21 protein-coding genes are annotated in these 24,203 nt (G+C 37.8%); 6 read left to right on the top strand and 15 right to left on the bottom strand.

Annotation, left to right across the window (positions count from 1 at the left end; genetic code table 11):
- Position 1 precedes the first annotated feature (1 nt).
- The 3 genes from aguA to ptcA form a co-directional block, all read right to left on the bottom strand.
- Positions 2 to 1,099 carry an agmatine deiminase gene (gene aguA / locus IGL13_RS02570; protein ID WP_002378034.1) on the bottom strand — a complete coding sequence of 366 codons (1,098 nt, stop codon included), beginning with the start codon at positions 1,097 to 1,099 and terminating at the stop codon, positions 2 to 4.
- Positions 1,092 to 2,468 (bottom strand): APC family permease, encoded by a 1,377-nt coding sequence (locus IGL13_RS02565; RefSeq protein ID WP_002355588.1) that lies wholly within the window; start codon positions 2,466 to 2,468, stop codon positions 1,092 to 1,094. Before IGL13_RS02565 ends, aguA begins: the two co-directional genes overlap by 8 nt.
- Before the next feature lie 66 nt (positions 2,469 to 2,534).
- Positions 2,535 to 3,554, bottom strand: coding sequence for a putrescine carbamoyltransferase (gene ptcA / locus IGL13_RS02560; protein WP_002355587.1), 1,020 nt, complete (start codon positions 3,552 to 3,554; stop codon positions 2,535 to 2,537).
- Between the two features lie 398 nt (positions 3,555 to 3,952).
- Here ptcA and IGL13_RS02555 point away from each other — a divergent pair, with 398 nt between their 5' ends.
- The gene (locus IGL13_RS02555; RefSeq protein ID WP_002399138.1) at positions 3,953 to 4,798 is read left to right on the top strand and encodes a helix-turn-helix domain-containing protein; all 846 of its coding nucleotides are present in this window, start codon (positions 3,953 to 3,955) and stop codon (positions 4,796 to 4,798) included.
- A gap of 40 nt (positions 4,799 to 4,838) precedes the next feature.
- Here IGL13_RS02555 and IGL13_RS02550 read toward each other — a convergent pair whose 3' ends face one another.
- From IGL13_RS02550 to IGL13_RS02515, 8 genes are all read right to left on the bottom strand, one after another.
- A complete protein-coding gene (locus IGL13_RS02550; RefSeq protein ID WP_002355583.1) occupies positions 4,839 to 5,156 on the bottom strand; it encodes a thioredoxin family protein in 318 nt (105 codons plus the stop codon).
- Between the two features lie 139 nt (positions 5,157 to 5,295).
- Positions 5,296 to 5,424, bottom strand: coding sequence for a hypothetical protein (locus tag IGL13_RS02545; protein WP_002355577.1), 129 nt, complete (start codon positions 5,422 to 5,424; stop codon positions 5,296 to 5,298).
- Positions 5,425 to 6,798, bottom strand: a complete 1,374-nt coding sequence (rlmD, locus tag IGL13_RS02540; protein WP_002378032.1) for a 23S rRNA (uracil(1939)-C(5))-methyltransferase RlmD — start codon at positions 6,796 to 6,798, stop codon at positions 5,425 to 5,427.
- A gap of 199 nt (positions 6,799 to 6,997) precedes the next feature.
- Positions 6,998 to 8,086 carry a diacylglycerol kinase gene (locus tag IGL13_RS02535; RefSeq protein ID WP_002355572.1) on the bottom strand — a complete coding sequence of 363 codons (1,089 nt, stop codon included), beginning with the start codon at positions 8,084 to 8,086 and terminating at the stop codon, positions 6,998 to 7,000.
- Between the two features lie 18 nt (positions 8,087 to 8,104).
- Positions 8,105 to 9,535 carry an Asp-tRNA(Asn)/Glu-tRNA(Gln) amidotransferase subunit GatB gene (gene gatB / locus IGL13_RS02530; RefSeq protein WP_002358703.1) on the bottom strand — a complete coding sequence of 477 codons (1,431 nt, stop codon included), beginning with the start codon at positions 9,533 to 9,535 and terminating at the stop codon, positions 8,105 to 8,107.
- Positions 9,535 to 11,004 carry an Asp-tRNA(Asn)/Glu-tRNA(Gln) amidotransferase subunit GatA gene (gene gatA / locus IGL13_RS02525; RefSeq protein WP_002358701.1) on the bottom strand — a complete coding sequence of 490 codons (1,470 nt, stop codon included), beginning with the start codon at positions 11,002 to 11,004 and terminating at the stop codon, positions 9,535 to 9,537. Before gatA ends, gatB begins: the two co-directional genes overlap by 1 nt.
- Positions 11,004 to 11,309: an Asp-tRNA(Asn)/Glu-tRNA(Gln) amidotransferase subunit GatC gene (gene gatC, locus IGL13_RS02520; protein WP_002355569.1), complete on the bottom strand. Its 306-nt coding sequence runs from the start codon at positions 11,307 to 11,309 to the stop codon at positions 11,004 to 11,006. The genes gatA and gatC overlap by 1 nt, the downstream gene beginning before the upstream one ends.
- Positions 11,310 to 11,626: 317 nt before the next feature.
- Positions 11,627 to 11,713 (bottom strand): hypothetical protein, encoded by an 87-nt coding sequence (locus IGL13_RS02515; RefSeq protein ID WP_306173767.1) that lies wholly within the window; start codon positions 11,711 to 11,713, stop codon positions 11,627 to 11,629.
- Between IGL13_RS02515 and IGL13_RS02510 the strand changes: the two genes are divergently transcribed.
- Positions 11,679 to 11,894, top strand: a complete 216-nt coding sequence (locus IGL13_RS02510; RefSeq protein WP_002382998.1) for a hypothetical protein — start codon at positions 11,679 to 11,681, stop codon at positions 11,892 to 11,894. The genes IGL13_RS02515 and IGL13_RS02510 overlap by 35 nt on opposite strands.
- Here the strand turns inward: IGL13_RS02510 and ligA are convergent.
- Together ligA and pcrA are read right to left on the bottom strand one after the other, a co-directional pair.
- Positions 11,891 to 13,921: an NAD-dependent DNA ligase LigA gene (gene ligA / locus IGL13_RS02505; RefSeq protein WP_002358699.1), complete on the bottom strand. Its 2,031-nt coding sequence runs from the start codon at positions 13,919 to 13,921 to the stop codon at positions 11,891 to 11,893. The genes IGL13_RS02510 and ligA overlap by 4 nt on opposite strands.
- 125 nt (positions 13,922 to 14,046) lie before the next feature.
- Positions 14,047 to 16,305 (bottom strand): DNA helicase PcrA, encoded by a 2,259-nt coding sequence (pcrA, locus tag IGL13_RS02500; protein WP_002363179.1) that lies wholly within the window; start codon positions 16,303 to 16,305, stop codon positions 14,047 to 14,049.
- Positions 16,306 to 16,469: 164 nt separating this feature from the next.
- Here pcrA and IGL13_RS02495 point away from each other — a divergent pair, with 164 nt between their 5' ends.
- The 4 genes from IGL13_RS02495 to IGL13_RS02480 all read left to right on the top strand — a co-directional run bounded on the left by IGL13_RS02495 (position 16,470) and on the right by IGL13_RS02480 (position 21,780).
- A complete protein-coding gene (locus IGL13_RS02495) occupies positions 16,470 to 18,029 on the top strand; it encodes a ClC family H(+)/Cl(-) exchange transporter (RefSeq protein WP_002368023.1) in 1,560 nt (519 codons plus the stop codon).
- Positions 18,030 to 18,167: 138 nt separating this feature from the next.
- Complete coding sequence (locus IGL13_RS02490) at positions 18,168 to 18,920, top strand: DeoR/GlpR family DNA-binding transcription regulator (protein ID WP_002381250.1); 753 nt, start codon at positions 18,168 to 18,170, stop codon at positions 18,918 to 18,920.
- Positions 18,917 to 19,834 carry a 1-phosphofructokinase gene (gene pfkB / locus IGL13_RS02485; protein ID WP_002363177.1) on the top strand — a complete coding sequence of 306 codons (918 nt, stop codon included), beginning with the start codon at positions 18,917 to 18,919 and terminating at the stop codon, positions 19,832 to 19,834. The genes IGL13_RS02490 and pfkB overlap by 4 nt, the downstream gene beginning before the upstream one ends.
- A 23-nt stretch (positions 19,835 to 19,857) precedes the next feature.
- The gene (locus IGL13_RS02480; RefSeq protein WP_002366176.1) at positions 19,858 to 21,780 is read left to right on the top strand and encodes a PTS fructose transporter subunit IIABC; all 1,923 of its coding nucleotides are present in this window, start codon (positions 19,858 to 19,860) and stop codon (positions 21,778 to 21,780) included.
- A 46-nt stretch (positions 21,781 to 21,826) separates the two neighbouring features.
- On the opposite strand, the gene IGL13_RS02475 is transcribed toward IGL13_RS02480, so the two are convergent.
- Both IGL13_RS02475 and tig read right to left on the bottom strand, forming a co-directional pair.
- Complete coding sequence (locus tag IGL13_RS02475) at positions 21,827 to 22,489, bottom strand: hypothetical protein (protein WP_002355557.1); 663 nt, start codon at positions 22,487 to 22,489, stop codon at positions 21,827 to 21,829.
- A gap of 111 nt (positions 22,490 to 22,600) precedes the next feature.
- Positions 22,601 to 23,884, bottom strand: a complete 1,284-nt coding sequence (gene tig, locus IGL13_RS02470; protein ID WP_002355556.1) for a trigger factor — start codon at positions 23,882 to 23,884, stop codon at positions 22,601 to 22,603.
- Positions 23,885 to 24,203: the final 319 nt, after the last annotated feature.

Genomic DNA, 24,203 nt, shown 5'->3' with positions numbered 1-24,203 from the left:
CCTAGCGCTTTGGTTCTTGTTGTGTGATACAGTGTATATTGCCGCCCCCATAAACAACTTCTACCGTATTAACGCCGACAATTTTTTTATCTGGGAACATCGTTTGAACTTGCTCTAAAGCCAAACAATCATTTTCATCACCATACTGTGGCACAATCACGCCATCATTTGTAATTAAAAAGTTCATATAGGATGCGATACAAATATCGCCGTCTTCTCGTGGCATGGTTCCTTCCACGAAATCAATTTTGAAGGAGCCTTGAATGGTTACATTTTTGACAGGACAGCATAATTTGTGGACTTTTAATTGGCGTCCTTTAGCATCAGTCATTTTAAGCAAACGTTGATACGCATCTTGTGCCGCTTCATAAAATGGGCTATTTTGATCTTCGGTGTAAATACAAGCCACTTCACCAGGTGCAATAAAACAAGCTACATCATCCACGTGACCATTGGTTTCTTCTGGGTCAATTCCATCACCTAGCCAAAGAACTTTTTCAACATTTAAATAGTCGCATAATTTTTGTTCGATTGCTTCTTTTGAAAGTTGTGGATTTCGACCTTCACTTAATAAGCACATTTCTGTAGTCAAGACTGTTCCTTGTCCATCTACGTGGAATGAACCGCCTTCTAAAACAAAATCATCTGTACGATAAGAATCTACATGCTCAATTTCACAAATTTTTTGTGCAACCAAATCGTCTTGGTCCCAAGGGAAATATAGACCATCTACTAATCCCCCCCAAGCATTGAATGTCCAATCCACACCACGGATTTCTCCATGGTCGTTAATGACAAATGATGGTCCACAATCACGGACCCAGGCATCATTGTTTGACATTTCGTAAACCGTAATTTCTTGCGGCAATTGGCGACGGCAATTTTGAAATTGTTGTTGAGAAACCACCACATTCATCGGTGTAAATTGACTAATTGCTTTGGCCACATTAGTAAAAGCTTCTTGGACAGGTTTACCACCATCACGCCAATTATCCGGTCTTTCTGGCCAAATCATCCAAACTTTCTCTTGTGGTTCAAATTCTCCTGGCATTCTAAAGCCATCTTGTTTAGGGGTACTTCCTACAATTCGTTTAGCCATTTTCTTTCGTTCCCTTCTTAATTTTTTTCACGTAAATAATTACTTCACCAAACAGAATAAAAATGATTGCCCCAATTGTAATTGGTAATTTTTCATTTAATGCTGCGGGACTAAAATCTAAAGGTACTGCTGTGAAAATCAGTGAAATAATAATCATAATCATTGGTAAAACCACTAAAACTTTTAAAAATCCTGGTTTTCCGTTAACTTTAAACGGACGTGGTGTATCGGGATCAATTTTTCTAAGCTTATAAAAAGCTGGGAAAACTGGGATATACGATAACAAGAATAGGACGACATTCAAGGAGAAAAAGGCCCAGAATAAATCTTGATTAGGTAAAATTGGTGCTAATACAATGACCACCGATGCCACAATGCCATTCATCAAAGCAGCCCCAATTGGCATGTCATTTTTCTTACTACGTTTTTCAAAAAATTTAGGCATGTCACCATTTTCAGCAGCATAACAAGCTGTATTATTGACTCCTAATGACCAAGAAATCATGTTGCCGAACAACGTAAGAAGGAATAGGAAAGCCATCAACATAATGAACCAACCTTCTGTCGAGCCTGTCAATAGTTTAAAGCTATCCATCATACCACTGCCGGTACTAATTTGATCGGTGGGAATCGCTACCCCAATTCCAAAGGCTGAAAAAATATAAATGGCCGCAATGACTAACCCCGCTGCTACAATAGCTTGTGGAATTTGCTTCTTAGGATTTTCCATATCATCTGCAAACGTACAGATGACTTCAAACCCTAACAAATTAAAAATGATTACAGAAATAAAAGATAAACTCCTTAAGTCAAACGTTGGCAGCATTGATTTCAAGGTAAATTCATTGGCAACACCTTTCGTCAAGGCTACATACAATCCTAGCCCACCAATTAAGACTGCTAAAACCATCTTGATTACGGCAGCTCCATTTAGAATCCAGATACTGTCGCTGACTGGATAAAAACTAATCCAAACCACAATCCAAGTAAAAATTAATTCAACAATAATCATCATCGGTGTTGAAAACTTAATACCTGTAATTGTCGTTAATAGTTCTGGCGTCATAACGGCTAATGAAGCTAGCCACAATGGATAATTAATCCAATAATACCAAGAAACTCTGGCACCCCAACGATGACCATATGCTTTGGTCACCCAATCATAGATGCCCCCTTCACCAATATAAGTTGTTCCTAATTCTGATGAAATTAACCCATATGGCAATAGGAATGCAATTAATAAGAAAATCCACCAAAAAAACTGAGAATTACCAATTGCAGCAACAGGCGCCGCTGCTTCAGCAACGAAAACCACACAGATGACTGATAAAATGGCACTCGTTAAACTAAATTTCTTTTTCCCCTCCATGAAGACTCTTCCTCTCTTTATAAACTGTCCACTGATTCATTTTTTCAATCAGTGGACAGTTGGCCGTTAAATGCTTTGAGTGTCTAAGAAAACTTCTAGTTCTTTTTTCGCTTCTGCTTGCTTGATTAAATCATAAGGATTTTTTGCTTCATAATCATTCATAAGATATACTAATAAGCCACGAATAGATGTTAAACGGTTTTCTGCTTCATCGAAACAAATAGAATTTTTACCGTCAATTACTTCATCAGTTACTTCTTCCCCACGTGTTGCTGGTAAACAGTGCATGAATTTACAATTGGCACCTGCCCGATCCATCATTTCTTGATTCACTTGATATTTTGGATAGAAAACCTTCATACGTTCTTCTTCAGATAATTCCGCTTCGTACAAGCCATACCAAACATCCGTGTACAAGAAATCAGCGCCTTCAACAGAACTTGCATCATCTGTGACCAAAAAGCTACCGCCTGAAACTTCACAATTTTTTGCTAATTTCGCTTGATGCTCTTCATTTAATTGGAAGCCTTCTGGACCGAAGTGAACAAAATTCATGCCCATTTTTGTTGTGATTAATCCTAAAGAAAAACAAACTTGTGTCGCATCTCCGACAAAGACAACTTTACAATCTTCTAATTTTTTGCCTTCTGGTAAATGCTCAACCATGGTACACAAATCACCTAATTCTTGGGTTGGATGATTGTAATCAGACATACCGTTAATGACTGGGATGGTAGCACAATTAGCTAAATCAACAATACTATGGTGACGTTCCACACGAGCCATCAAAATATCTACTAAACGTGACAATACACGGCTGGTATCTTCAATCGTTTCATGTCCCCCTAATTGAATTTGACCAGGTGCTAAATATTCGCCATGTCCGCCTAATTGTTCCATTGCAGTTTCAAAAGATACTCGTGTTCGAGTTGAAGATTGTTGGAAAATCATTCCTAAAGATTTGTTTTTTAACAGTTGCGGATAATACCCATTTTTAATCGCTTCTTTAATTTTTAATGATAAATCGACTAAGTAGTGCATTTCCTCTTTCGTATATGTTTCTGTTGTAACGTAATCTCTTTTCATGATGTGTTCCTCCTAAAAGTTGTTTTTGTTTACACATTGACTTTACCAATTTTAGCGAAGAGTTTACTATCCACCAAAAGTTAGAAAACGCTTTCTTTTTTGGCGTGATTTTTCATTAAAAAAAGTTTATTTATGGTTATAAACCGTTGGTACACCAGGGGTTTATAAAAGTTTAGGCGGATTTCTCTCTAATTTCTGACCAATCATAGATTTGAAAATGGTATAATTATTTTGAAAAATCATTCACTTAAAATAAAAGATGAAAGGGGTTTCCAATCGTGACATTTGTTTTTATTTATAACATCTTGTTGATTATTTTATATTCGTTTACTTCAACCTTTACCTTAAATCTTTACTTGAAAAATAAACAACCGATTTTTTTATTGCTTCTCTTTTTAATGGTTATTTTTATTTGTGACAATGTGATTGTTTATATGACTGAGTTCATTAATTCGTTTGCAACCGAATATAATCAGACCTTTATGACCGCACCTTTTTTAAAGACCATCATTTTTATTTGTTGTAATTTTGCCTATCTGGCTATTATCAATACTATTAGTGGTCGTCCTTTTAAAAATTATCAATTTGTCTGGTTATTTTTAATTGGTTTATGGATGCTAGCTATTCCATTTTCACAAAATTCCGCCTTAAAAGTTTGGTTGTACTATTTACCCAATCAGCTATTTTTAATTTACCTTGGATGCTATGCGCTCTATCAACTACGAATAGATCCTTTATCAGCCCTTGCGAAAAAATATCTTCGTTTTATTGGTTGGCTAAGCATTGGTTTCGGTGTGGCGATTCTTTTGGAAGATACCTTCGTTATTTTTAACATTGACCAATATTCTGATATTGTCTTTAAAATTAACAACCGAAACGTTTCTGAAGATATTTATACAATCATTCTCTCCATCGCCATTATCTACTTCTGTAATCGTGATTTTCCTCTGTCGGTTCTTGAAAAAGACGCTGCTAAATTGGAAGAAAATCAATCAGATGAACCCGTACTTTTGGCGCCTTTTTGTGATGCCTATCAATTAACGCAGCGAGAACGAGAAGTGCTTTCGTTACTTTTAGAGTGCAAAACAAATCAAGATATAGCCAACGAACTATTCCTATCAATCGGGACAGTAAAAACACATATCCACAATATTTTCGTTAAATTAGAAGTAAACAAAAGAGCAGAAGTTTTTGTCAGTTATCAACTTTTTTCTCAACAACAAGCTGAACATTTAGCGAGATAATCAAAAAGGAAGCCTCCGTGATCGGTGGCTTCCTTTTTGATTAACTATTTTCTTGTACTTGTCGAACTCTCTTTTCAATTTCTTGAAAGTTAATAATTTTAGCTTGGCGATGAATTTCTTTTCCTTCATAGTATAAGATAATGGTCGGTGCAGAAAAAGCATTTAATTGTCCAATTATTTCTGGACTTTTATCAGCTTCTGCAATGTATGTAGGAAATTCATATTTTGTTGCAATTTTTTCGACAATCGGTTTATCAACTGTACAAACACTACAATTTTTTGCTGTCAAAAAGACGGCTTGTAGACGATTGTCTGTAATTTTTTCTTCTAATTCTTCTAATGTTGTTACATATTCCACTGAATAGCCCTCCTTGTCTTTTGTCTAAAATAACAGATTTACTAGCAAAATAACAACTTATTTGTTTGGCTAGGAATGCTTTAACAAAAAAGTTGTCGCCCATTTCATTAATGGGCGACAACTTTTTACTGATAACCGCTTATTTATTAAAAATTTTAGGCCCTTTGCGCATGTTTTTACGATCATTTTTGGGAGTTTCCATTTTTTTAGAACGGCCACCACCTTGTTTCTTTTTAATTAATTCTAACATTTTTTCTTTTTCATTCATTTAATCCACCGCCTTTGTTAATAACGTGACAGATTCAATGTGGGTCGTTTGTGGGAAATTATCCACCGGTTGAATTTCTTTTGCTTCATAGCCACCTTCTGTTAATAATGCAATGTCGCGAGCGAGTGTGGCTGGATTACAGCTGACATAAACAATTCGTTCAGGTTGCGTTTCAATTAATGTGTTTACTAATTGACCGTCTAACCCTTTCCGTGGTGGATCCACCACCACAACATCTGGTTGCAAGCCATTTTCAACTAATTTTGGCAATAATTCTTCCGCTAAACCAGCCGTGAAAGTGGCATTCTCAATGTTGTTTAATTTAGCATTATTTTCTGCATCTTTGACCGCTTCTTCAATTACTTCAATACCGTAAACTTGCTTTGCATCTTGGGCTAAAGTTAAGCCAATCGTTCCAATCCCGCAATAGGCATCCACCACAATTTCATTGCCTGTTAAAGCCGCATACTCTTTAACTTTTTGATACATCACTTCTGTTTGTTGTGGATTTACTTGATAAAATGAACGCGCGGAAATTTCAAATTTCAAATCAAAAATAGTATCTGTAATTTTTTTAGACCCATGTAATAAGATGGTTTCGTCGCCAAAAATGACATTGGTTCGTTTTGGATTTACATTTTGTACAATGCTGACTACTTCCGGAATAGCTTCCAAAATATCTGGCACAATTTTACTAATTGGGAATAATTTCGGTGTTCTCGTAATTAGAACAACCATCATCTCCCCAGTATGGTAGCCACGACGAACGACAATATGGCGTAAGTTCCCTGTATTATCAGATTCGTTATAAGGTTTTACGCTATATTTACGCATAATGTCACGGATTTTAACAATTGCTGCATCAATTTCTGGGTCTTGAATATAGAAATGTTCCATCGGAATTAAATCATGGCTATTTTTCCGGAAAAAACCTGTTTGTAGTTGGTTGTCAATTTTACGCACGGGAATTTGTGCTTTGTTCCGGTAATGCCACGGATCGTTCATCCCAATTATTGGTAAAACAGGGACTTCTGGCAATTTAGCGACACGTTGCATAACATTTTCGACTTGTTGCGTTTTAAATGATAGTTGGGCGCCGTACGCTAAATGTTGCAACGGACTAATCCCGACTTTTGTAAAGTTTTCATCTTTCACGGGCACACGCTGTTCACTGCTTTTTAGGACAGTCAATACTTTCCCATAACCAAAACTTTTGCCTGTTTTTAAGACTTTGATTTCAAGTTTTTCACCTGGTAAGGCATTTTCAATAAACAATGGATAATGGTCCACTTTTGCCACGCCTAAACCTTCATGCGTCAAGTCAATGATTTCTACTTCAATGACGTCATTTTTCTTTACTGGATAATTTTTCATAAGTCGCTCCTTCTTTTTATACACTTCACTCATTCTAATGAAAATACCTAAGAAAAGCAACAACGAATTTTCATGGCGATTTAGCAATTCCGTTTGAGCTTTTTGGGTAAATAAAAGAATGAGACCCTTTCCCTTAGTCAAAAAATAGCCAATGAAAGATCTTATCAACTAAATCTTTCATTAGCTATTCACGGACTACCTAGTGCTTTTCTTTTTCGGCAATCTTTCCATCGCCATCAATATCTTCGTCTGTTAGTCGTTCAACTTCTTTGACAAATTCTTTGCTGGCTTCGTTATATGCTTCTTCCTCTTCGTCTTCTGATTCTACGACAATCTCATCGCTACCAGTTAAGACAGAACCCATAATTGCATTGGACGGCAGTGCATCACCATTTGCAAAAATTTCAATGTGTTGATGCATATTTTTAAAGGTCATTGGAGCATCGCCTCCATATTCACCATCTAAATTAATCATCATTTTATTGTTCTTTTCTAACGTTTCTGCATGTAAATAGCTGGTCTTTGTATAGATTAGTCGATGATCTTCAACATGCTTTCCACCATTTAACATTAACGCAACTAAATGAAGAATCTCAAAAATATTGGCTGTTTTTACAATAATTAATGAAAACTTACCATCATCTAATTTAGCATCTGGTACGATTTGCTCGAAGCCACCCACCGAGTTAGTCAGCCCTAGGAAAAACATTGAGGCGTTGCCTTCGTATACACCTTCATCATACGTCATGCGCATTTTAATCGGCTTCACTCGCGGCAACATTTCGGCTCCTTTGGCTAAGTACGCTAAGTAACCAAAAATACTTTTCAACTCTGATGGAACTTCATAAGTCAGTTCCGTTAAATGACCACCCGCCGCAATATTGATAAAGTAATTTTTGCCGGCTTGGCCAATATCCATTTTGACAGTTTGATTTTTTTTAATCACTTCTGCTGCCTTAACGATATTATCACGAGGAATCTTCAATGCCCGTGCATAGTCATTCGTCGTTCCAGCGGGAATAATGGCCATTTTAGGGCGCCGCTTCAACGGAGCAATCCCATTCACGACTTCATTAATGGTCCCATCTCCACCTGCTGCTACTAGTAAATCAAATCCTGCACGCGCAGCACGATGTGCTTCATTGCGTGCTGAATTTTCTTCTGGTGTGGTCGCAAATGCACTGGCTTCATAACCACATTCTTCTAAAATAGATAAAATATCGGCTAAGTTCTTTTTGATTAACTCTTTTCCTGACGTTGGATTATAAATCACTCTAGCTTTTTTCATGGTTTGCCTGCTACTTTCTTATCGTTTTGAAAGCTCTTCTTGCAATAACTTGTTAACCACACCTGGGTTTGCTTGTCCACGAGTTGCTTTCATAATTTGTCCAACAAGGAAACCAACTGCACGGTCTTTTCCGTTTTTAAAGTCATCAATTGATTGTTGGTTGTTGTCTAAAACTTCGTTAATCATTGGTAATAATTGCGCTGGATCAGATAATTGAACCAAACCTTTTGCTTCGACAACTTCTTTAGCGTCTCCACCGTTTTCAATTAACTCTTTGAACACTTTCTTCGCAATTTTCGAGCTGATTGTGCCATCGTTAATCAAAGTAATCATACCCGCTAGATTTTCTGGTGTTAGTTTAGTATCGGCTAATTCAACTTTTTCACTGTTTAAGTAAGCAGAAACTTCGCCCATTAACCAGTTTGATGCTTGTTTCGCATCTGCACCGTTTGCTAAAGTTGCTTCAAAGAAATCTGACATTTCTTTCGTTAAAGTTAAGACCATTGCGTCGTATTCAGGTAACCCTAATTCACTGATATAACGGGCACGACGTGAGGCTGGCATTTCTGGCAAACTAGCGCGAACTTTTTCAATCCATTCATCATCAATTGAAAAACGAGGAACATCTGGCTCTGGGAAGTAACGGTAGTCACTTGAGCCTTCTTTAACACGCATAAGCAACGTTGTACTAGTTGCTTCATCAAAGCGGCGTGTTTCTTGTTGAATTTCGCCACCAGATAATAGGACTTTGGCTTGGCGTTTTTCTTCATAAGCTAAACCTTTTTTTACAAAGTTCATAGAGTTCAAGTTCTTTAATTCCGCTTTAGTACCAAATTCTTCTTGACCATACGGACGTAAAGAAATATTGGCATCACAACGCATAGAACCTTCTTCCATTTTCACATCAGAAACTTCTGTAAATTGGATAATTGAACGCAACGCTTCTAAATAAGCATACGCTTCTTCTGGTGAGCGCATGTCTGCTTCAGAAACGATTTCAATTAAAGGCGTACCTTGACGATTCAAGTCTACATAAGAATAGCCATCTGTGCCGTGAATATTTTTCCCAGCATCTTCTTCTAAATGCACCCGTTCAATGCGAATTTTTTTCTTTTTGCCTTCGACTTCAATTTCAATCCAACCATCATGTCCGATTGGTTGATCAAATTGAGAAATTTGGTATGCTTTCGGGTTATCTGGGTAAAAATAGTTTTTACGGTCAAAATGTGTTTCTTTTGAAATTTCACAGTTCAAGGCAAGTGCTGCTTTCATACCAAATTCTAAGGCACCTTTATTCATGACAGGCAAAACACCTGGGTAACTCCAGTCAACCACATTTGTGTTGCTATTTGGTTCTGCTCCGAAATGCGCTGGCGCAGAGGAGAAAATTTTAGAGTTGGTTTTCAATTCTACGTGGACTTCTAATCCAATGACAGTTTCAAAGTTCATTAATCGTTCCCCCCTAAAATGACTGGTTTTTTCGTATGGAAATCTGTCGCTTGTTCAAAAGCATAGGCTGCTTTATACATTGTATGTTCGTCAAAATGTTTTCCAATAATTTGTAAACCAACTGGCAAGCCTTCTGAGAAGCCTGCTGGAATGGACATGCCTGGTAGTCCTGCTAAGTTGACAGGAATGGTTAAAATATCATTCATATACATTGTGATTGGATCATTGATGTTTTCCCCTAGACCAAAGGCAACTGTTGGTGTGGATGGGCCAATGATTAAGTCATAATCCGCAAAGACATTCTCAAAATCTTGTTTGATTAGTGTACGGACTTGACCAGCCTTTTTAAAGTGCGCATCATAATAACCAGCACTTAAAGAGAAGGTTCCTAACATAATCCGACGTTTAACTTCTGTTCCGAAACCTTCAGAACGTGAATTAACATAGACATCTTCTAAGTTTTGTACATTGTCTGAACGGTACCCGTAACGAATGCCATCAAAGCGTTGTAAGTTTGAACTTGCTTCTGAAGAGGCAATAATATAATAAACCGCTACGCCGTACTTAGAATGTGGCAAACTAACTTCTTCCACCGTTGCTCCTAAAGATTTAAATGTTTCTGCTGCTTTTAATACCGCTTCACGAACATCAGGTTGTACCCCTTCACCTAAGTATTCTTTTGGTAAAGCAATTTTCATGCCTTTGATGTCGCCAGTTAAATCTGCCGTAAAATCAGGAACAGAAACGCCTGCAGAAGTGCCGTCTTTTTCGTCATAACCACTAATTGCGTTTAAAGCTAAGGCATTGTCTTTAACATTTCGTGTCAATGGACCAATTTGGTCTAAACTTGAAGCAAAAGCAATCAAACCAAAACGAGACACACGTCCATAAGTTGGTTTTAGGCCCACAATACCGTTGAATGCGGCTGGTTGGCGGATACTACCACCTGTATCGCTCCCTAAAGAAACTGGGACTTGTCCGGCTGCGACAGCAGAAGCTGAACCACCAGAAGAACCACCAGGAACTTTGGTTTGATCCCAAGCATTTTTTGTTTTCTTGAAGTAAGACGTTTCCGTACTTCCGCCCATGGCAAATTCATCCATGTTCAATTTTCCGACTGGAATCATATCCGCTTGATAGACTTTATCCATCACGGTCGCATCATAAATTGGGTCAAAATTGTGTAACATTTTTGAGCCAGCTGTTGTTAAAATATCTTTTGTGACAATGTTGTCTTTAATCCCAATTGGAATCCCAGCTAATGGATTACTTTCAGTGATGCCTTTTAAGTCAATCGCTTTGGCTAATGCCATTGCTTTTTCTTCACTAACTGTAATAAAAGAACCTAGTTGTTCTTCTGTATCTTGAATACGATTTAATGTTTCTTCGGTTAAATCAACTGCAGTGATTTCTTTTGAAACCAATAAATCATGTAACTCTGTTAACGATTTGTCGTATAATTTTTCCATTAGGCTCCTGCCTCCCCGTTATCCATAATTGCAGGCACTTTAATGTAACCATTCTCTGATTCCGGAACATTCCGCATTAATTCTTTACGGTCCATTCCTGGTGTCGCTACGTCTTCACGCATGACATTGATTGATTCATTCACATTTGAAGTAAAAGGAACCCCTGTTGTATCTACTTCTTCTAGTAATTCCACCATATCAATAATTTTATCTAGTTGATTGGTAAAGTCCGCTAATTCTTCTTCGGAGAAAGATAATTTTGATAATTTAGCGACATGTTTGACTTGTTCTTCTGTAATTGCCATAGATACCCTTCTTTCTATCATTTACTGAAATTTTCATTTTCAGATTAATCAATTGGATTGTATTTCTTTAAACAGCTTAGCACAGCTGTTCACTCTGTTCCCATTCTACCATAAAATGGTCGGATATTTTAGATGAAACCTTGAATTTCATTGATAATTTGTCGCTCGCAAAAATGACGGAAATATGTTATTATGAAAATGAAAAGAGAGATATGCAGGAACATACCTCTCTAATAGCCACTACTAGTTATAAGAACTAGCGGCTTACTGAGTTATTGGTTTTATTTCAAACGCTTAACCGTTCAGCTCCTCAAAGCTTATGAACGGTTATTTTTGTTGTCTAAGACAAGCGCTAAGATACCGAAGATAATGGTCACAACAAGTGTTGCAAAACCAATCATCAGTCCTAGCGCTGCTTCAACGGACAAAAACATTGCTCCTTTCGTTAAAGTAAGAAGAATTGCGCATAAGCATCAACCTCCTTTCTCAACTCAGAAAGTCCTCGTTCATATAACTTTTATGACTAAAATAAGTATACCATCAAATTACTACATAAAATCTGACAACGTTAATTTTTCTTCTTAAAAATGACTTGCATCTAACGCATCGACCATTTCTTGTTCATTCCAAACGGTCACGCCTAAGCTTTCAGCTTTGGTTAATTTACTGCCAGCATCTTCGCCAGCAACCACAATGTCAGTTTTTTTCGAAACACTCCCTGTAACTTTTCCACCAAGATTTTCAATTTTTTCTTTGGCTTCTTCGCGAGTGTACTGCGTTAATTTTCCTGTTAAAACAACTGTTTTGTCTTTGAAAGGTGACTCCACTTCTGCTAATTGTTCTGTCCGGAGACCTTTATATGTCAAGTTCACTTGGGCTTTTTCCAGTTCAGCCATTAATTCATGAACTTCCTCATTTTCAAAATACGTCACAACGCTGTCTGCGATTGTTTCGCCAATTGAATCCAAAGCCACAATTTCTTCCGCAGTTGCACGACTTAAGGTTGGTAAATCACCAAAATGCTCCGCTAAAATTTTCGCCGCTTTCGCACCCACATGGCGAATCCCTAAGCCAAAAATCAAACGTTCGACAGAGTTTTCTTTACTCCCTTGAATGGCAGTATAAATGTTGTTTGCTGATTTTTCTTTGATTTTATCCAAAGTCATTAATTGTTCTTCTGTTAAGAAATACAGATCCGCTACGTCTTTCACTAATCCTTTGTCATACATTTGTGCTAACACTCGTGGCCCCAAGCCATCAATGTTCATTGCGTTTCGTGAGACAAAGTGATTCAGCCCTTCTTTAATTTGCGCAGGGCATTTTGGATTAATACAACGTAACGCCACTTCCTCATCTAAATGCACCAACTCACTATGACAAATTGGACAATGTGTCGGCATTTCATAAGGCTGACTATCGGCTGCACGTTTTTCAACTAGGACTTGCGCTACTTCTGGGATAATATCGCCGGCTTTGTAAATAATAACATGATCATTTAAACGGATATCTTTCATTTGAATAAAATCTGCATTATGCAAACTTGCCCGACTAACCGTGGTTCCCGCGACTCGTACAGGAGCCATGACTGCAGTAGGAGTGACCACCCCCGTGCGCCCAATTGTCCATTCAATATCTTCCACTACTGTTTCTGCTTCTTCTGGTGGAAATTTGTAGGCAATCGCCCAGCGAGGTGCTTTGACAGTGAAACCTAATTCATCTTGCAACGCAAATTCGTTCACTTTAATCACAATTCCATCGATTTCGTATGGCAAAGTGCTCCGCTTTTCATGGTATTCTTCAATGTAGGCCCAGACTTCATCAATTGACTGACATAATTGCCGTTCGGGATTGGTTCTAAAACCAATTGCAGAAAGTTCTTCTAATGCCTCAAACTGCGTCTTCGCTTTCATTGGCCCAAAGTCAGCAACTGTGTATAAAAACGTATTTAAGTTCCGTTTCGCCACAATTTTTGTATCTAGTTGGCGCAAGCTTCCCGCCGCTGCATTCCGAGGATTGGCAAAAATATCTTGGCCATTTTCTTCACGTTCTTCATTCAATGCGACAAAGGATTGTTTAGGCATGTAGCACTCGCCACGAACTTCCACTGAAATGGGCTCCGTTAAACGCATCGGTACAGAGCGAACCGTTCGTAAGTTCTCTGTAATGTTTTCACCAACCGTTCCATCGCCTCGTGTTGCTCCGCGTACAAACACCCCGTTTTCATAACGTAATGAAATTGCTAACCCATCAATTTTCAACTCGCAACAGTAAGCAACGGGTTTACCAATCGCCTTACGAACACGTTCATCAAAAGCAAAAATGTCTTCCTTGCTAAACCCATCATTTAAACTATACATTGGAATGTCATGCGGAGCTTTTTCAAAACCAGATAAAACTTTGCCACCTACACGTTGTGTCGGCGAATCTGGCGTGATTAAATCAGGAAACTCCGTTTCAATATCGACTAACTCTTTATACAAACGATCGTAAACATAATCTTCTACGGATGGTTGATCTTTGACATAATATTCATGGGAATATTGATTGAGTTGTTTTCTTAATTCTTGCGCACGAGTTGTCGCCGCCGTTAATGTTAATGGTTGTTGTTCCATCGTAGAACTCCTCCTCATAAGTGTAATGCTCTTATCGTCTTTTTAACACATTTACACTAAGATAGAAAATAAAAAGAATTTATCTAATGATGATTTCTCATTAAATCGCTGATCTATTTTGCATGTTAAATTTTTTCAATAGGTGCAAATGCCGCTAACAACCGTTTTATGCCTTTTTCAGGGAAAGCAATGTCCAACTCTAAGTCTTTGGCCGAACCGCCTACACGAACGACTGTACCAACGCCCCATGCTTTATGTTGGACCTTATCACCTGCTTGCCAGGAAACTTTTTCGCCACCACTTGCCACTTTGTTGCTAACTGATTTTGTAGCTGGCTGTGTATAAGCTGGTTTACTTGCGCTGGGCTTGAATACTTTAGGATCAAAGGTGCGCGCTGGAGCTTTCTGTAAATTGGCCGCCGCCCCTTGTTTCATTAAACGCTCCGCCTCAATTTCTTCTAAAAAGCGACTTGGTCGATTATATTGCGTGCGACCATATAATGTTCTCGAATAAGCATTCGTTAAGAACAGGGCTTCTTCCGCTCGTGTGATACCAACATAAGCCAAGCGCCGTTCTTCTTCCAGTTCACTTTCTTCTAGCATGGCACGTGATAATGGGAAAACCCCTTCTTCTAAGCCCATTAAAAAGACCACTGGAAATTCCAGCCCTTTGGCCGCATGCAACGTCATTAAGGTTACTTGTGAAGAGCTCTCTTCTAAATTATCTAGATCAGAAACCAAGGCTAAATCTGTTAAAAAATCCGCCAATTTTGTTTCTTCGCCATTTGGATCGTCGTTATTTTGCGCTTCAAAACGTTTATCAAATTCTTGTGTCACAGATAAAAATTCGTCCAAGTTTTCTAAGCGAGCTTGAGACTCTAAATTATTTTGCGCCATCAAAGCTTCCCGATAACCACTACGTTGTAAAGTTTCTTTCACCAATTCTGTAATCGTTAAATAGGGCACTGTTTTCGTTAAGTCTTGAATCATCATGCCAAAATTACCAAGCTCTTTACCCGCTTTTCCTGAAATATTTGCCAAATCAACATTTTGGGCAGCTTCCAGCAAAGCCCAACCATGCGTATCCGCAAATAGCCGTAATTTTTCAATTGAACTTTTACCGATTCCTCGTTTTGGTTCATTGACAATTCGTTCAAAACTAATCGAATCATCTGGATTGGCAATCAAACTTAAATAAGCCAAAATATCTTTAATTTCTTTACGGTCGTAGAATTTATGTCCGCCCACCATGGTATACGGAATATTAGATTTCAAGAGCATTTCTTCCACTACACGGGATTGAGCATTGGTCCGATATAATACCGCAAAATCACCATAAATTCGGTCATTTTCCCGCATTTCTTTTTGGATTTGGCTCACAATAAATTGTGTTTCATCCCGTTCTGTGTCCCCGCGATAATAGACAATTTTTTCACCGTCTATATTTTCTGTCCACAGTTCTTTCTCGCGGCGGTTACGGTTATTTTTGATGACATCATTCGCAGCCGCCAAAATGTTTTTGGTGGATCGATAATTTTGTTCTAGCAAAATTACACTGGCATCTGGATAATCTTTTTCAAAATCCAAGATATTTTGCATATCCGCCCCGCGCCAACCATAGATACTTTGGTCGGCATCACCTACGACACACAGATTTTTGAAACGTGCAGCCAATAAATTGACTAAGGTATATTGTGCATGATTGGTATCTTGGTATTCATCCACATGAATATAGTGAAATTTATTTTGGTAGAACGCCAACGTATCTGGTTGTTCATTGAATAAACGAATCGTATTCATAATCAAATCATCAAAATCCATACATTGGTTTTTGCGTAATTCTTTTTGATAGGCTTCATAGCATTTTGCGACAATTTCTTCATATAAGGAACCTTGCATTTCAGCAACTTTTTCAGGCGTTTGTAATTCATTTTTGGCATTGCTAATCGTACCTAAAATTGAGCGAGGATCATATTTTTTTGAATCAATATTTAAGTCGTTTAAGATGCGTTTCATTAATGTTTTTTGTTCCGATGGGTCAATAATTGTAAAATTACGGTTGTAACCAATCTGATCCACATCACGACGTAAAATTCTTACACACATGGAGTGAAAAGTGGAGACCCATACATCTTCGCCACCCGTTTCCAGTAATTTATTTACACGCTCTTTCATTTCTTTAGCAGCTTTATTGGTAAACGTAATCGCCAAAATATTCCATGGATTTACTTCTTTTTCCTCAATTAGATAGGCAATTCGGTGTGTTAAAACCCGCGTTTTTCCACTACCAGCACCAGCCATGACTAACAGTGGTCCTTCTGTATGCAAAACGGCTTCTTCTTGTCGAGGATTCATTCCCTGAACCAAGGCATGTTTTTGTGTCATATTAAACGTCCTCTCTCTTTTTTCAATCTTATACAGTATACCAAAAATCCCTTTGAAGTTCTTTAGAAAAGAACAAAAAATCTTTTTCTTTTTATATGAAATTTTCTTGTAAATCAAGTCAAACCGCAGTACATTAGTAAGTAGTGATGGAGGCTAAAAATGAAATGAATAATGATGTACATGAAATTAAACAATTAGATGGTACCCGAATCGGCTTTATCCTTAAAGGCATCGTCGTCGGAATCCTGGTCGGCTTTGTTGTCAGCTTATTTCGCTTAGGCATTGAAAAAATTGGCGAACAAGTCGTGCATCTGTATCAAACGTTTCACGAAAAACCCTTTTGGATGATTCCTTGGTTCTTATTTTCTCTCGTGCTTGCTTATTTATTAGGACGACTGATCAAAAGCGAACCAGCAATTAAAGGCAGTGGCATTCCCCAAGTGGAAGGACAACTTCAAGGTCAATTAGAAATTCACTGGTTTCCAGTGCTTTGGAAAAAATTTATCGGTGGGATCTTAGCGATTAGTCCTGGGCTATTTTTGGGACGTGAAGGTCCTTCAATTCAACTAGGTGCAGTGGTTGGACAAGGCTATAGTCAATGGCGGCAAAGCACCAAGTCTGAAGAAAAAATTTTAATCAGTAGTGGTGCCAGTGCTGGTTTAGCCGCCGCTTTTAATGCACCAATCGCAGGACTTTTATTTGTTCTAGAAGAGGTTCACCATTCCTTTTCACCTTTAGTTTGGTTAACCTCTTTTTCTGCGGCCATTTCCGCTAACTTTGTTTCTTTGCATTTCTTCGGATTGCAACCAGTTCTTTATATTGGTCCGGTTAAATCTTTGCCTTTAGAGTACTATTGGACATTAGTCCTGCTGGGCGTTTTGCTAGGATTATTAGGTTGGATATATCAAAAAACATTGTTGTCCTTACCAAAAGTATATGGAAAAATCAAAGGCCTTTCTTCTAATTATTATGGTTTTATTCCTTTTATTTTGATTTTACCGATTGGTTATTTCTTTCCACATTTACTTGGCGGTGGGAATCAAATTGTTTTAGCTTTAGGCAATCAACCGGCCACTATTTGGGCTTTAGTCGGCTTACTGGTTTTACGTTTTGTTTTTTCAATGGTTTCTTACGGTTCGAATCTCCCTGGTGGTATTTTCTTGCCTATTCTAACTTTAGGTGCCATTATCGGAACATTGTATGGCAGTCTACTTGTCCAATACGTAGGGATGGATCCAATTTTTGTGAAAAACTTTTTAATTTTTGCCATGGCTGGTTATTTTACTGCGATTGGTAAAGCACCGTTAACAGCGATTATTTTAGTAACAGAAATGGTCGGCAATTTTTCTCATTTAATGTCTTTAGGAGTTGTCGCTTTAGTTAGTTATATTACCATCGATAGTCTTGGCGGCAAGCCAATTTATGAAAGCTTATTAGAACGTTTGGTTCCTTCTAAAGTAAGTAATATTCGTGGCCACAAAACGATTATTGAATTACCTATCACTGCAGAAAGTTCCTTAGATGATACGATGGTACGTGATTTTGTCTGGCCTAAACAAATGTTGCTCACTTCCATTCGCCGTGGCGAATCGGAAATTTTAACACATGGTGATACTGTTATGCATGTTGGCGATGTGCTCATTATTTTGACCGATGAAAAACTCGCTTACCAAGTCAAAAAAGAGATTTATCAAAAAACTTTACCGAATGATTTAGTGAATTAAAGAAAGCTGCTGAACCTGAGTTCAGCAGCTTTCTTTTTTTCTTATGACTGTTTTTTAATTTTTTTGAATGTTTTTGACCGTTTTAGATTGATTAGCGTTTTCATTTGTGCTATTATATCCATGAAATGAGGGATGAAAATGCTTACGGAAGAACGACATCAAAAAATTTTACAATTGTTAGATCAAAAATCAGTCGTCAAATCGCAAGAACTTGCTAGCTTGTTCAATGCTTCAGAATCCACAATCCGCCGCGATTTACAAGAATTAGAAGACGCCAATTTGTTAGAACGCATTCACGGCGGCGCTAAGCGTATTCTTAATTTAGGCTTTGAACAAAACATGACGGAAAAATCAATCAAAAACACGCACGAAAAGCAAAAGATTGCTTCTTTAGCCGCTAGTTGTGTACAAGATGGCGATATGATCTATTTAGATGCTGGTTCAACCACGTTAGAAATGATCCCTTTTTTAGTTGGGAAACAAATCCATGTAGTGACGAATTCCGTACATCATGCTGCAAAACTTAGCGATATGGAAATTCCCACTATTATGCTTGGTGGTACTTTGAAGCTCTCCACTAAAGCAATCATTGGTGCCACTAGTATGGAACAGCTACAACATTTTCGTTTTAACAAAGCTTTTTTAGGAACTAACGGCGCACATTTAGAGTTTGGTTTAACAACGCCTGATCCCGAAGAAGCAGCGCTAAAAGCCTTGGCTATTCATCAAGCAGAAACAGCCTATGTTTTACTGGATCATACAAAATTTAATGAAGTAACGTTTACCAAAGTGGAAGAATTAGAGTCAGTTACTTTACTAACTGACTACTGCCCTGCTGAATCGCTTCAAGGATTCCAGCAAAAAACTATTTTAATGGAGGCAAACAAATGATTTACACAGTGACTTTAAACCCTTCTATCGACTTTATCGTTCATGTCGATCATCTACAAATTGGTGATTTAAATCGGATGACGAATGATTTTAAATTACCTGGCGGCAAAGGAATCAACGTTTCACGTATTTTAAAACGTATGGAGACAGAATCCACTGCCTTAGGTTTTTTAGGTGGTTTTACAGGCTCATTCATTGCCGATTGGTTGAAAAAAGAAGAAATCCAAACGAATTTCACTCCCGTGTCTGCTGATACACGAATCAACATTAAATTGAAATCAGATACTGAAACAGAAATTAACGGCTTAGGACCTGCTCTAACAAACGAAGAAATTCAAGAACTAAAACAAGCAGTTAGTCGTGTTCAGGCTGGTGATATTGTTGTTCTTTCAGGAAGTACACCTGCTTCTCTACGCAAAGGATTTTACGAAGAATTAATCCAAATTGTGAAGGAAAAAGGCGCAGAATTTGTTATTGATACGACAGGTGAAGATTTAATGAACGCTTTGTCACAAAAGCCTTTATTGGTCAAGCCAAATAATCATGAGTTGGCAGAATTATACCATACAACCTTTACAAGTGTTGAAGATATTTTACCTTATGGACATCGGTTACTAGAAGAAGGAGCACAACACGTAATTATCTCAATGGCTGGTGATGGTGCATTACTTTTCACAACAGAAGGTGTTTATCGTTCCAACGTTTTAAAACGTCCACTGAAAAATTCTGTCGGCGCTGGCGACTCAATGATTGCTGGTTTTATTGGCAACTTTTCAAAAACACAAGATCCTTTAGAGGCTTTCAAATGGGGTGTCGCTTGCGGTAGCGCGACTGCTTTTTCTGATGATTTAGCCTCAGAAGATTTTATCCAAGAACTTATTCACGAAGTAACAATTGAAAAAATTTCAGAATAAATCCACTAAGGGAGGAAAATAGAGTGAACATTAATGATTTATTAATAAAAGATGTCATGATTATGGATTTACAAGCTACTGATAAAAAAGGCGCGATTGATGAAATGGTCCAAAAATTATACGATGGTGGCCGCATCTCTGACATTGACACTTACAAAGAAGGAATTTTAAAACGCGAAGCACAAACATCGACTGGTTTAGGCGACGGCATCGCTATGCCTCACGCAAAAAACAGTGCCGTAAAAGAACCGACAGTTCTTTTCGCTAAAAGTAAAAAAGGTGTTGATTATGAAGCACTAGATGGACAACCTACTTATCTATTCTTCATGATTGCTGCTCCAGAAGGCGCCAATGATACACATCTCCAAGCGCTTGCGGCCCTTTCTCGATTACTTATCGATCCAGAATTTGTTGGTAAATTGAAAGAAGCGGAAACTCCAGAAGCAGTACAAGCTCTTTTCCAAGCAGCAGAAGATCAAAAAGAAGCGGAAGAAAAAGCAGAACAAGAACAAACAACGCCAGCACCAGAAAGCAATCGTAAATATATTATTGCTGTGACTGCTTGTCCTACAGGAATTGCTCATACTTACATGGCCGAAGATGCGCTGAAGAAAAAAGCAAAAGAAATGGGCGTAGACATTAAAGTAGAAACAAACGGTTCAGAAGGAATTAAAAATCGTTTAACTGCTGAAGATATTGCTCGTGCTGATGGCGTGATTGTCGCAGCCGATAAAAAAGTAGAAATGAATCGTTTTGACGGTAAAAAATTAGTCAACCGTCCCGTTAGTGATGGAATTCGTAAAACCGAAGAACTAATTAACTTAGCCATTAGTGGTGAAGCTCCTACTTTCCATGGCAGTGACTCGGCTGCAAGCGACCAAGAGGATTCAGCGGAAGGTTCAATCGGTTCTCGTATCTATAAAGATTTAATGAATGGTGTTTCTCATATGTTACCTTTCGTTATTGGTGGCGGAATTGCCATTGCTCTTTCCTTTATGATTGATCAATTTATCGGGGTTCCTCAAGATCAATTAGCCAATTTAGGGAATTACAATGACGTAGCTAGCTGGTTTAACCAAATTGGTGGCGCAGCATTTGGCTTTATGTTACCTGTCTTAGCTGGTTTTATTGCTTCTAGTATCGGGGATCGTCCAGGCTTAGTTGCTGGTTTCGCGGCTGGTGCATTAGCAAACGCCGGAGGAGCTGGGTTCCTTGGGGCCCTAATCGGTGGTTTCTTAGCTGGTTATGTAGTGGTTCTTTTACGTAAAGTTTTCAAAGGCTTGCCAAAATCATTAGATGGAATTAAAACCATTTTATTCTATCCAGTTTTTGGTTTGATTATTACAGGCTTATTAATGTTAGTCATTAACATCCCAATGAAAGCAATTAATGATGCGTTAAATCATTTCCTACTTGGCTTAGATGGCACAAATGCTGCTTTACTTGGTGCCTTATTAGCTGGTATGATGGCCATCGACTTAGGTGGACCAGTTAACAAAGCTGCTTATGTTTTCGGTACAGCTACGTTAGCAAGTACTGTTGCAGAAGGTGGCAGCGTGGTCATGGCCTCTGTAATGGCTGGCGGAATGGTTCCTCCATTAGCAATTTTCGTAGCAACTCGTTTATTTAAAAATAAATTTACAAAAGATCAACAAGATGCCGGCTTAACCAATATTGTAATGGGACTTTCTTTTGTCACTGAAGGGGCAATTCCTTTTGCAGCAGCTGACCCATTACGTGTGATTCCAAGTTTCGTGGTAGGTTCTGCCTTTACTGGTGCGTTGGTTGGTGCGTTTGGTATCAAATTATTGGCACCACATGGAGGAATCTTCGTCGTCTTCCTATTAAGTAATCCATTACTATATCTATTGTTCATCTTAATTGGGGCGATTATTTCAGGAATTGTCTACGGACTTTTGAAAAAACCTGTCGAAGTACCTGCTTAAAAAAACAGCAAAAAAGCGATTCAACCATGGTTGAATCGCTTTTTTATTATTTTCTCTTTATCGCATAATTTTCTAAATACTCAGGATTTCCTTTGCTTCTGATATACGTGTACACGCCCATCACAAAGGCCCCAAGGGTATTGGTAAATAAATCCCCCATCGTATCCATTAAAGCAGCACGCCCAATAAATGGTTGGCCGTTGGACATATTATAGCGTTGTAAGTTCATGTTCCCTAATGAATCGCAGATAAATTCCCAGAATTCCCAGAAGACGCCACAAAGCCCTGCAAATGCAAACCCAAATAATAAAAATAACCACGGGGAAACATCGGCGTACTTCGTTTTCTTCAATAGGAAAGCAGCAATACCATAACCCACAGCAGTTAACAGCATCGGACTAACAAAATGTAAAATTTTATCCCAGAACGAAATGATTGAAATCATATGCAACGAAGTTCCTAGGAATACTGAAATAAATAAGAAAAACCAGTAAAAATAAACGATAGTCGGTGGCATAATAATTTTTAAAAATTTATTGACAAGATCTGGTAAAAAGATCAGCCCAATTCCAAGTAAACATTCGATAACAAACGTCACACCTTGTTTTGTTGAATACTTAGCCGTAAAAAATTCCCAGAGATTGTATGTCAAGCATAAGATGCCAAACACCACTAATCCATATTTAATTTTCGAATAATTTTTATCCATTTTGACACACCCTTTCAAAAGTTATTTTATATGAAAAAAACTGTAGATGAAAGACACCTTCCATCTACAGTTTTAGAAAACTCTATCGAATGAAGAGCTTATTAAAAATGTTTATTTTTCAACAGCTGTTTCAGTAATTGTTTCAACAGCACGTTTCATACGAATATCGTGTTCTAACATGTCGTTGTTTAATACTTTACGTACTTGCGCTTCAGGCATGTTGTATTGTTCTGCTAAATCTTTCACTTCAGCATCGATGTCTTCTTGTGTTACTTCGATGTTTTCAGCTTTGGCAACTGCTTCAATCACTAAGTTTGTTTTTGTGCGTGTTTCTGCTTCGCCTTCAAATTGTTTGTGTAAATCTTCTTCTGTAGAACCAGTTAATTGGTAGTACATTTCAGGAGAAATTCCTTGGCGTTGCATGTTGTTTAAGAATTCATCCATTGAACGGTGAACTTCGTCGTGAACCATTACGTGTGGTAATTCAACGATTTCAGCATTTTCAACAGCTAAACGAATTGCTTCTTCGTCTTTTGCTTCTTCAGCTGCTGCTTCTTTTGCTTCTGTCAATTCTTTACGGAATTTTTCTTTTAATTCGTCTAATGATTCTACTGAATCGTCAACGTCTTTTGCAAATTCATCATCCAATTCTGGTAATTCTTTTGCTTTTACTTCATGAACAGTTACTTTGAAAACTGCTTCTTTACCAGCTAAATCTTCTGCTTGGTAATCTTCAGGGAAAGTAACGTTTACTTCTACTTCTTCGCCAGCTTTTTTGCCAACTAATTGGTCTTCAAAGCCTGGAATAAATGAATTAGAACCTAATTCTAATGAGTAATTTTCGCCTTTGCCGCCTTCAAATGCTTCGTCGCCTAAGAAGCCTTCAAAGTCGATAACTACAGTGTCGCCATTTTCAGCAGCGGCATCTTCTTTGATTACTAATTCAGCTTGAGATTCTTGTTCGCGTTTCAAACGTGCTTCCACGTCTTCATCTGTTACTTCACGGTCTTGTTTAGACACTGTTAAGTTTTTGTATTCGCCTAATTTTACTTCAGGTTTTACAGTTACTTCAGCAGTGATAACCCAGTCTTCCCCTTTATTCATGCTTTCAACATCAATTTTTGGTTGTGCTACTGGTTCAATTCCTGCTTCTAAAACAGCCGCTTCATATGCTTCTGGTAAAACAGCGTTTAACGCATCTTCGTATAACGCTTCTTCTCCATACATACGGTTAAAAACAGTACGTGATACTTTTCCTTTACGGAAACCAGGTACGTTTAAGTTTTTTTTCACTTTATTGAACGCTTGCGTTAATCCTTTTTCGATTACTGCTTGTTCGATTGAAAAAGTTAATACACCATCATTAGTGCCTTTTTTTTCCCATTTCGCAGACATTTGTTTCCCTCCGAATAACATTTAATTTTATACATCAAACTTTATTTATGCATACCTTTAAATAGTACACTATCCCTAGGAAAATGTAAATATTTTAAGTGCTAAGAAGTGAAAGAAAGACTCGATTTTTAGCAAACTATCAGTTTTTTAATTTTTTTGGATTAAAAAAGCATAGAATTTCGAGAAATTTCCTTCTTAAAACACTAAAAGATTGTGAACAAAATATCTTGTTCACAATCGGATGTAATCGCTTTACTTTATGAATGGCCCATTATAGAATGTATGTACTCAATATTTACTCATTATATATTTTCGTCAT

It is taken from the genome of Enterococcus sp. DIV1937, assembly GCF_050535975.1.
Classification (GTDB): Bacteria; Bacillota; Bacilli; order Lactobacillales; family Enterococcaceae; genus Enterococcus; species Enterococcus faecalis.
The sequence above is the reverse complement of the archived record's forward strand: the minus strand, read 5'-3'. Positions and strand labels throughout refer to the sequence as shown.

Excerpts from the sequence above, each read along its gene's own strand:
- gatA (WP_002358701.1), bottom strand. The coding sequence starts at position 11,004 with ATGGAAAAATTATACGACAAATCGTTAACAGAGTTACATGATTTATTG.
- aguA (WP_002378034.1), bottom strand. The coding sequence starts at position 1,099 with ATGGCTAAACGAATTGTAGGAAGTACCCCTAAACAAGATGGCTTTAGA.
- IGL13_RS02555 (WP_002399138.1), top strand. The coding sequence starts at position 3,953 with ATGGTTATTTTTATTTGTGACAATGTGATTGTTTATATGACTGAGTTC.
- ptcA (WP_002355587.1), bottom strand. The coding sequence starts at position 3,554 with ATGAAAAGAGATTACGTTACAACAGAAACATATACGAAAGAGGAAATG.
- IGL13_RS02495 (WP_002368023.1), top strand. The coding sequence starts at position 16,470 with ATGAATAATGATGTACATGAAATTAAACAATTAGATGGTACCCGAATC.
- gatB (WP_002358703.1), bottom strand. The coding sequence starts at position 9,535 with ATGAACTTTGAAACTGTCATTGGATTAGAAGTCCACGTAGAATTGAAA.
- pfkB (WP_002363177.1), top strand. The coding sequence starts at position 18,917 with ATGATTTACACAGTGACTTTAAACCCTTCTATCGACTTTATCGTTCAT.
- rlmD (WP_002378032.1), bottom strand. The coding sequence starts at position 6,798 with ATGAAAAATTATCCAGTAAAGAAAAATGACGTCATTGAAGTAGAAATC.
- IGL13_RS02545 (WP_002355577.1), bottom strand. The coding sequence starts at position 5,424 with ATGAATGAAAAAGAAAAAATGTTAGAATTAATTAAAAAGAAACAAGGT.
- gatC (WP_002355569.1), bottom strand. The coding sequence starts at position 11,309 with ATGGCAATTACAGAAGAACAAGTCAAACATGTCGCTAAATTATCAAAA.
- IGL13_RS02490 (WP_002381250.1), top strand. The coding sequence starts at position 18,168 with ATGCTTACGGAAGAACGACATCAAAAAATTTTACAATTGTTAGATCAA.
- IGL13_RS02475 (WP_002355557.1), bottom strand. The coding sequence starts at position 22,489 with ATGGATAAAAATTATTCGAAAATTAAATATGGATTAGTGGTGTTTGGC.
- pcrA (WP_002363179.1), bottom strand. The coding sequence starts at position 16,305 with ATGACACAAAAACATGCCTTGGTTCAGGGAATGAATCCTCGACAAGAA.
- ligA (WP_002358699.1), bottom strand. The coding sequence starts at position 13,921 with ATGGAACAACAACCATTAACATTAACGGCGGCGACAACTCGTGCGCAA.
- IGL13_RS02510 (WP_002382998.1), top strand. The coding sequence starts at position 11,679 with ATGGTCACAACAAGTGTTGCAAAACCAATCATCAGTCCTAGCGCTGCT.
- IGL13_RS02565 (WP_002355588.1), bottom strand. The coding sequence starts at position 2,468 with ATGGAGGGGAAAAAGAAATTTAGTTTAACGAGTGCCATTTTATCAGTC.
- tig (WP_002355556.1), bottom strand. The coding sequence starts at position 23,884 with ATGTCTGCGAAATGGGAAAAAAAAGGCACTAATGATGGTGTATTAACT.
- IGL13_RS02535 (WP_002355572.1), bottom strand. The coding sequence starts at position 8,086 with ATGAAAAAAGCTAGAGTGATTTATAATCCAACGTCAGGAAAAGAGTTA.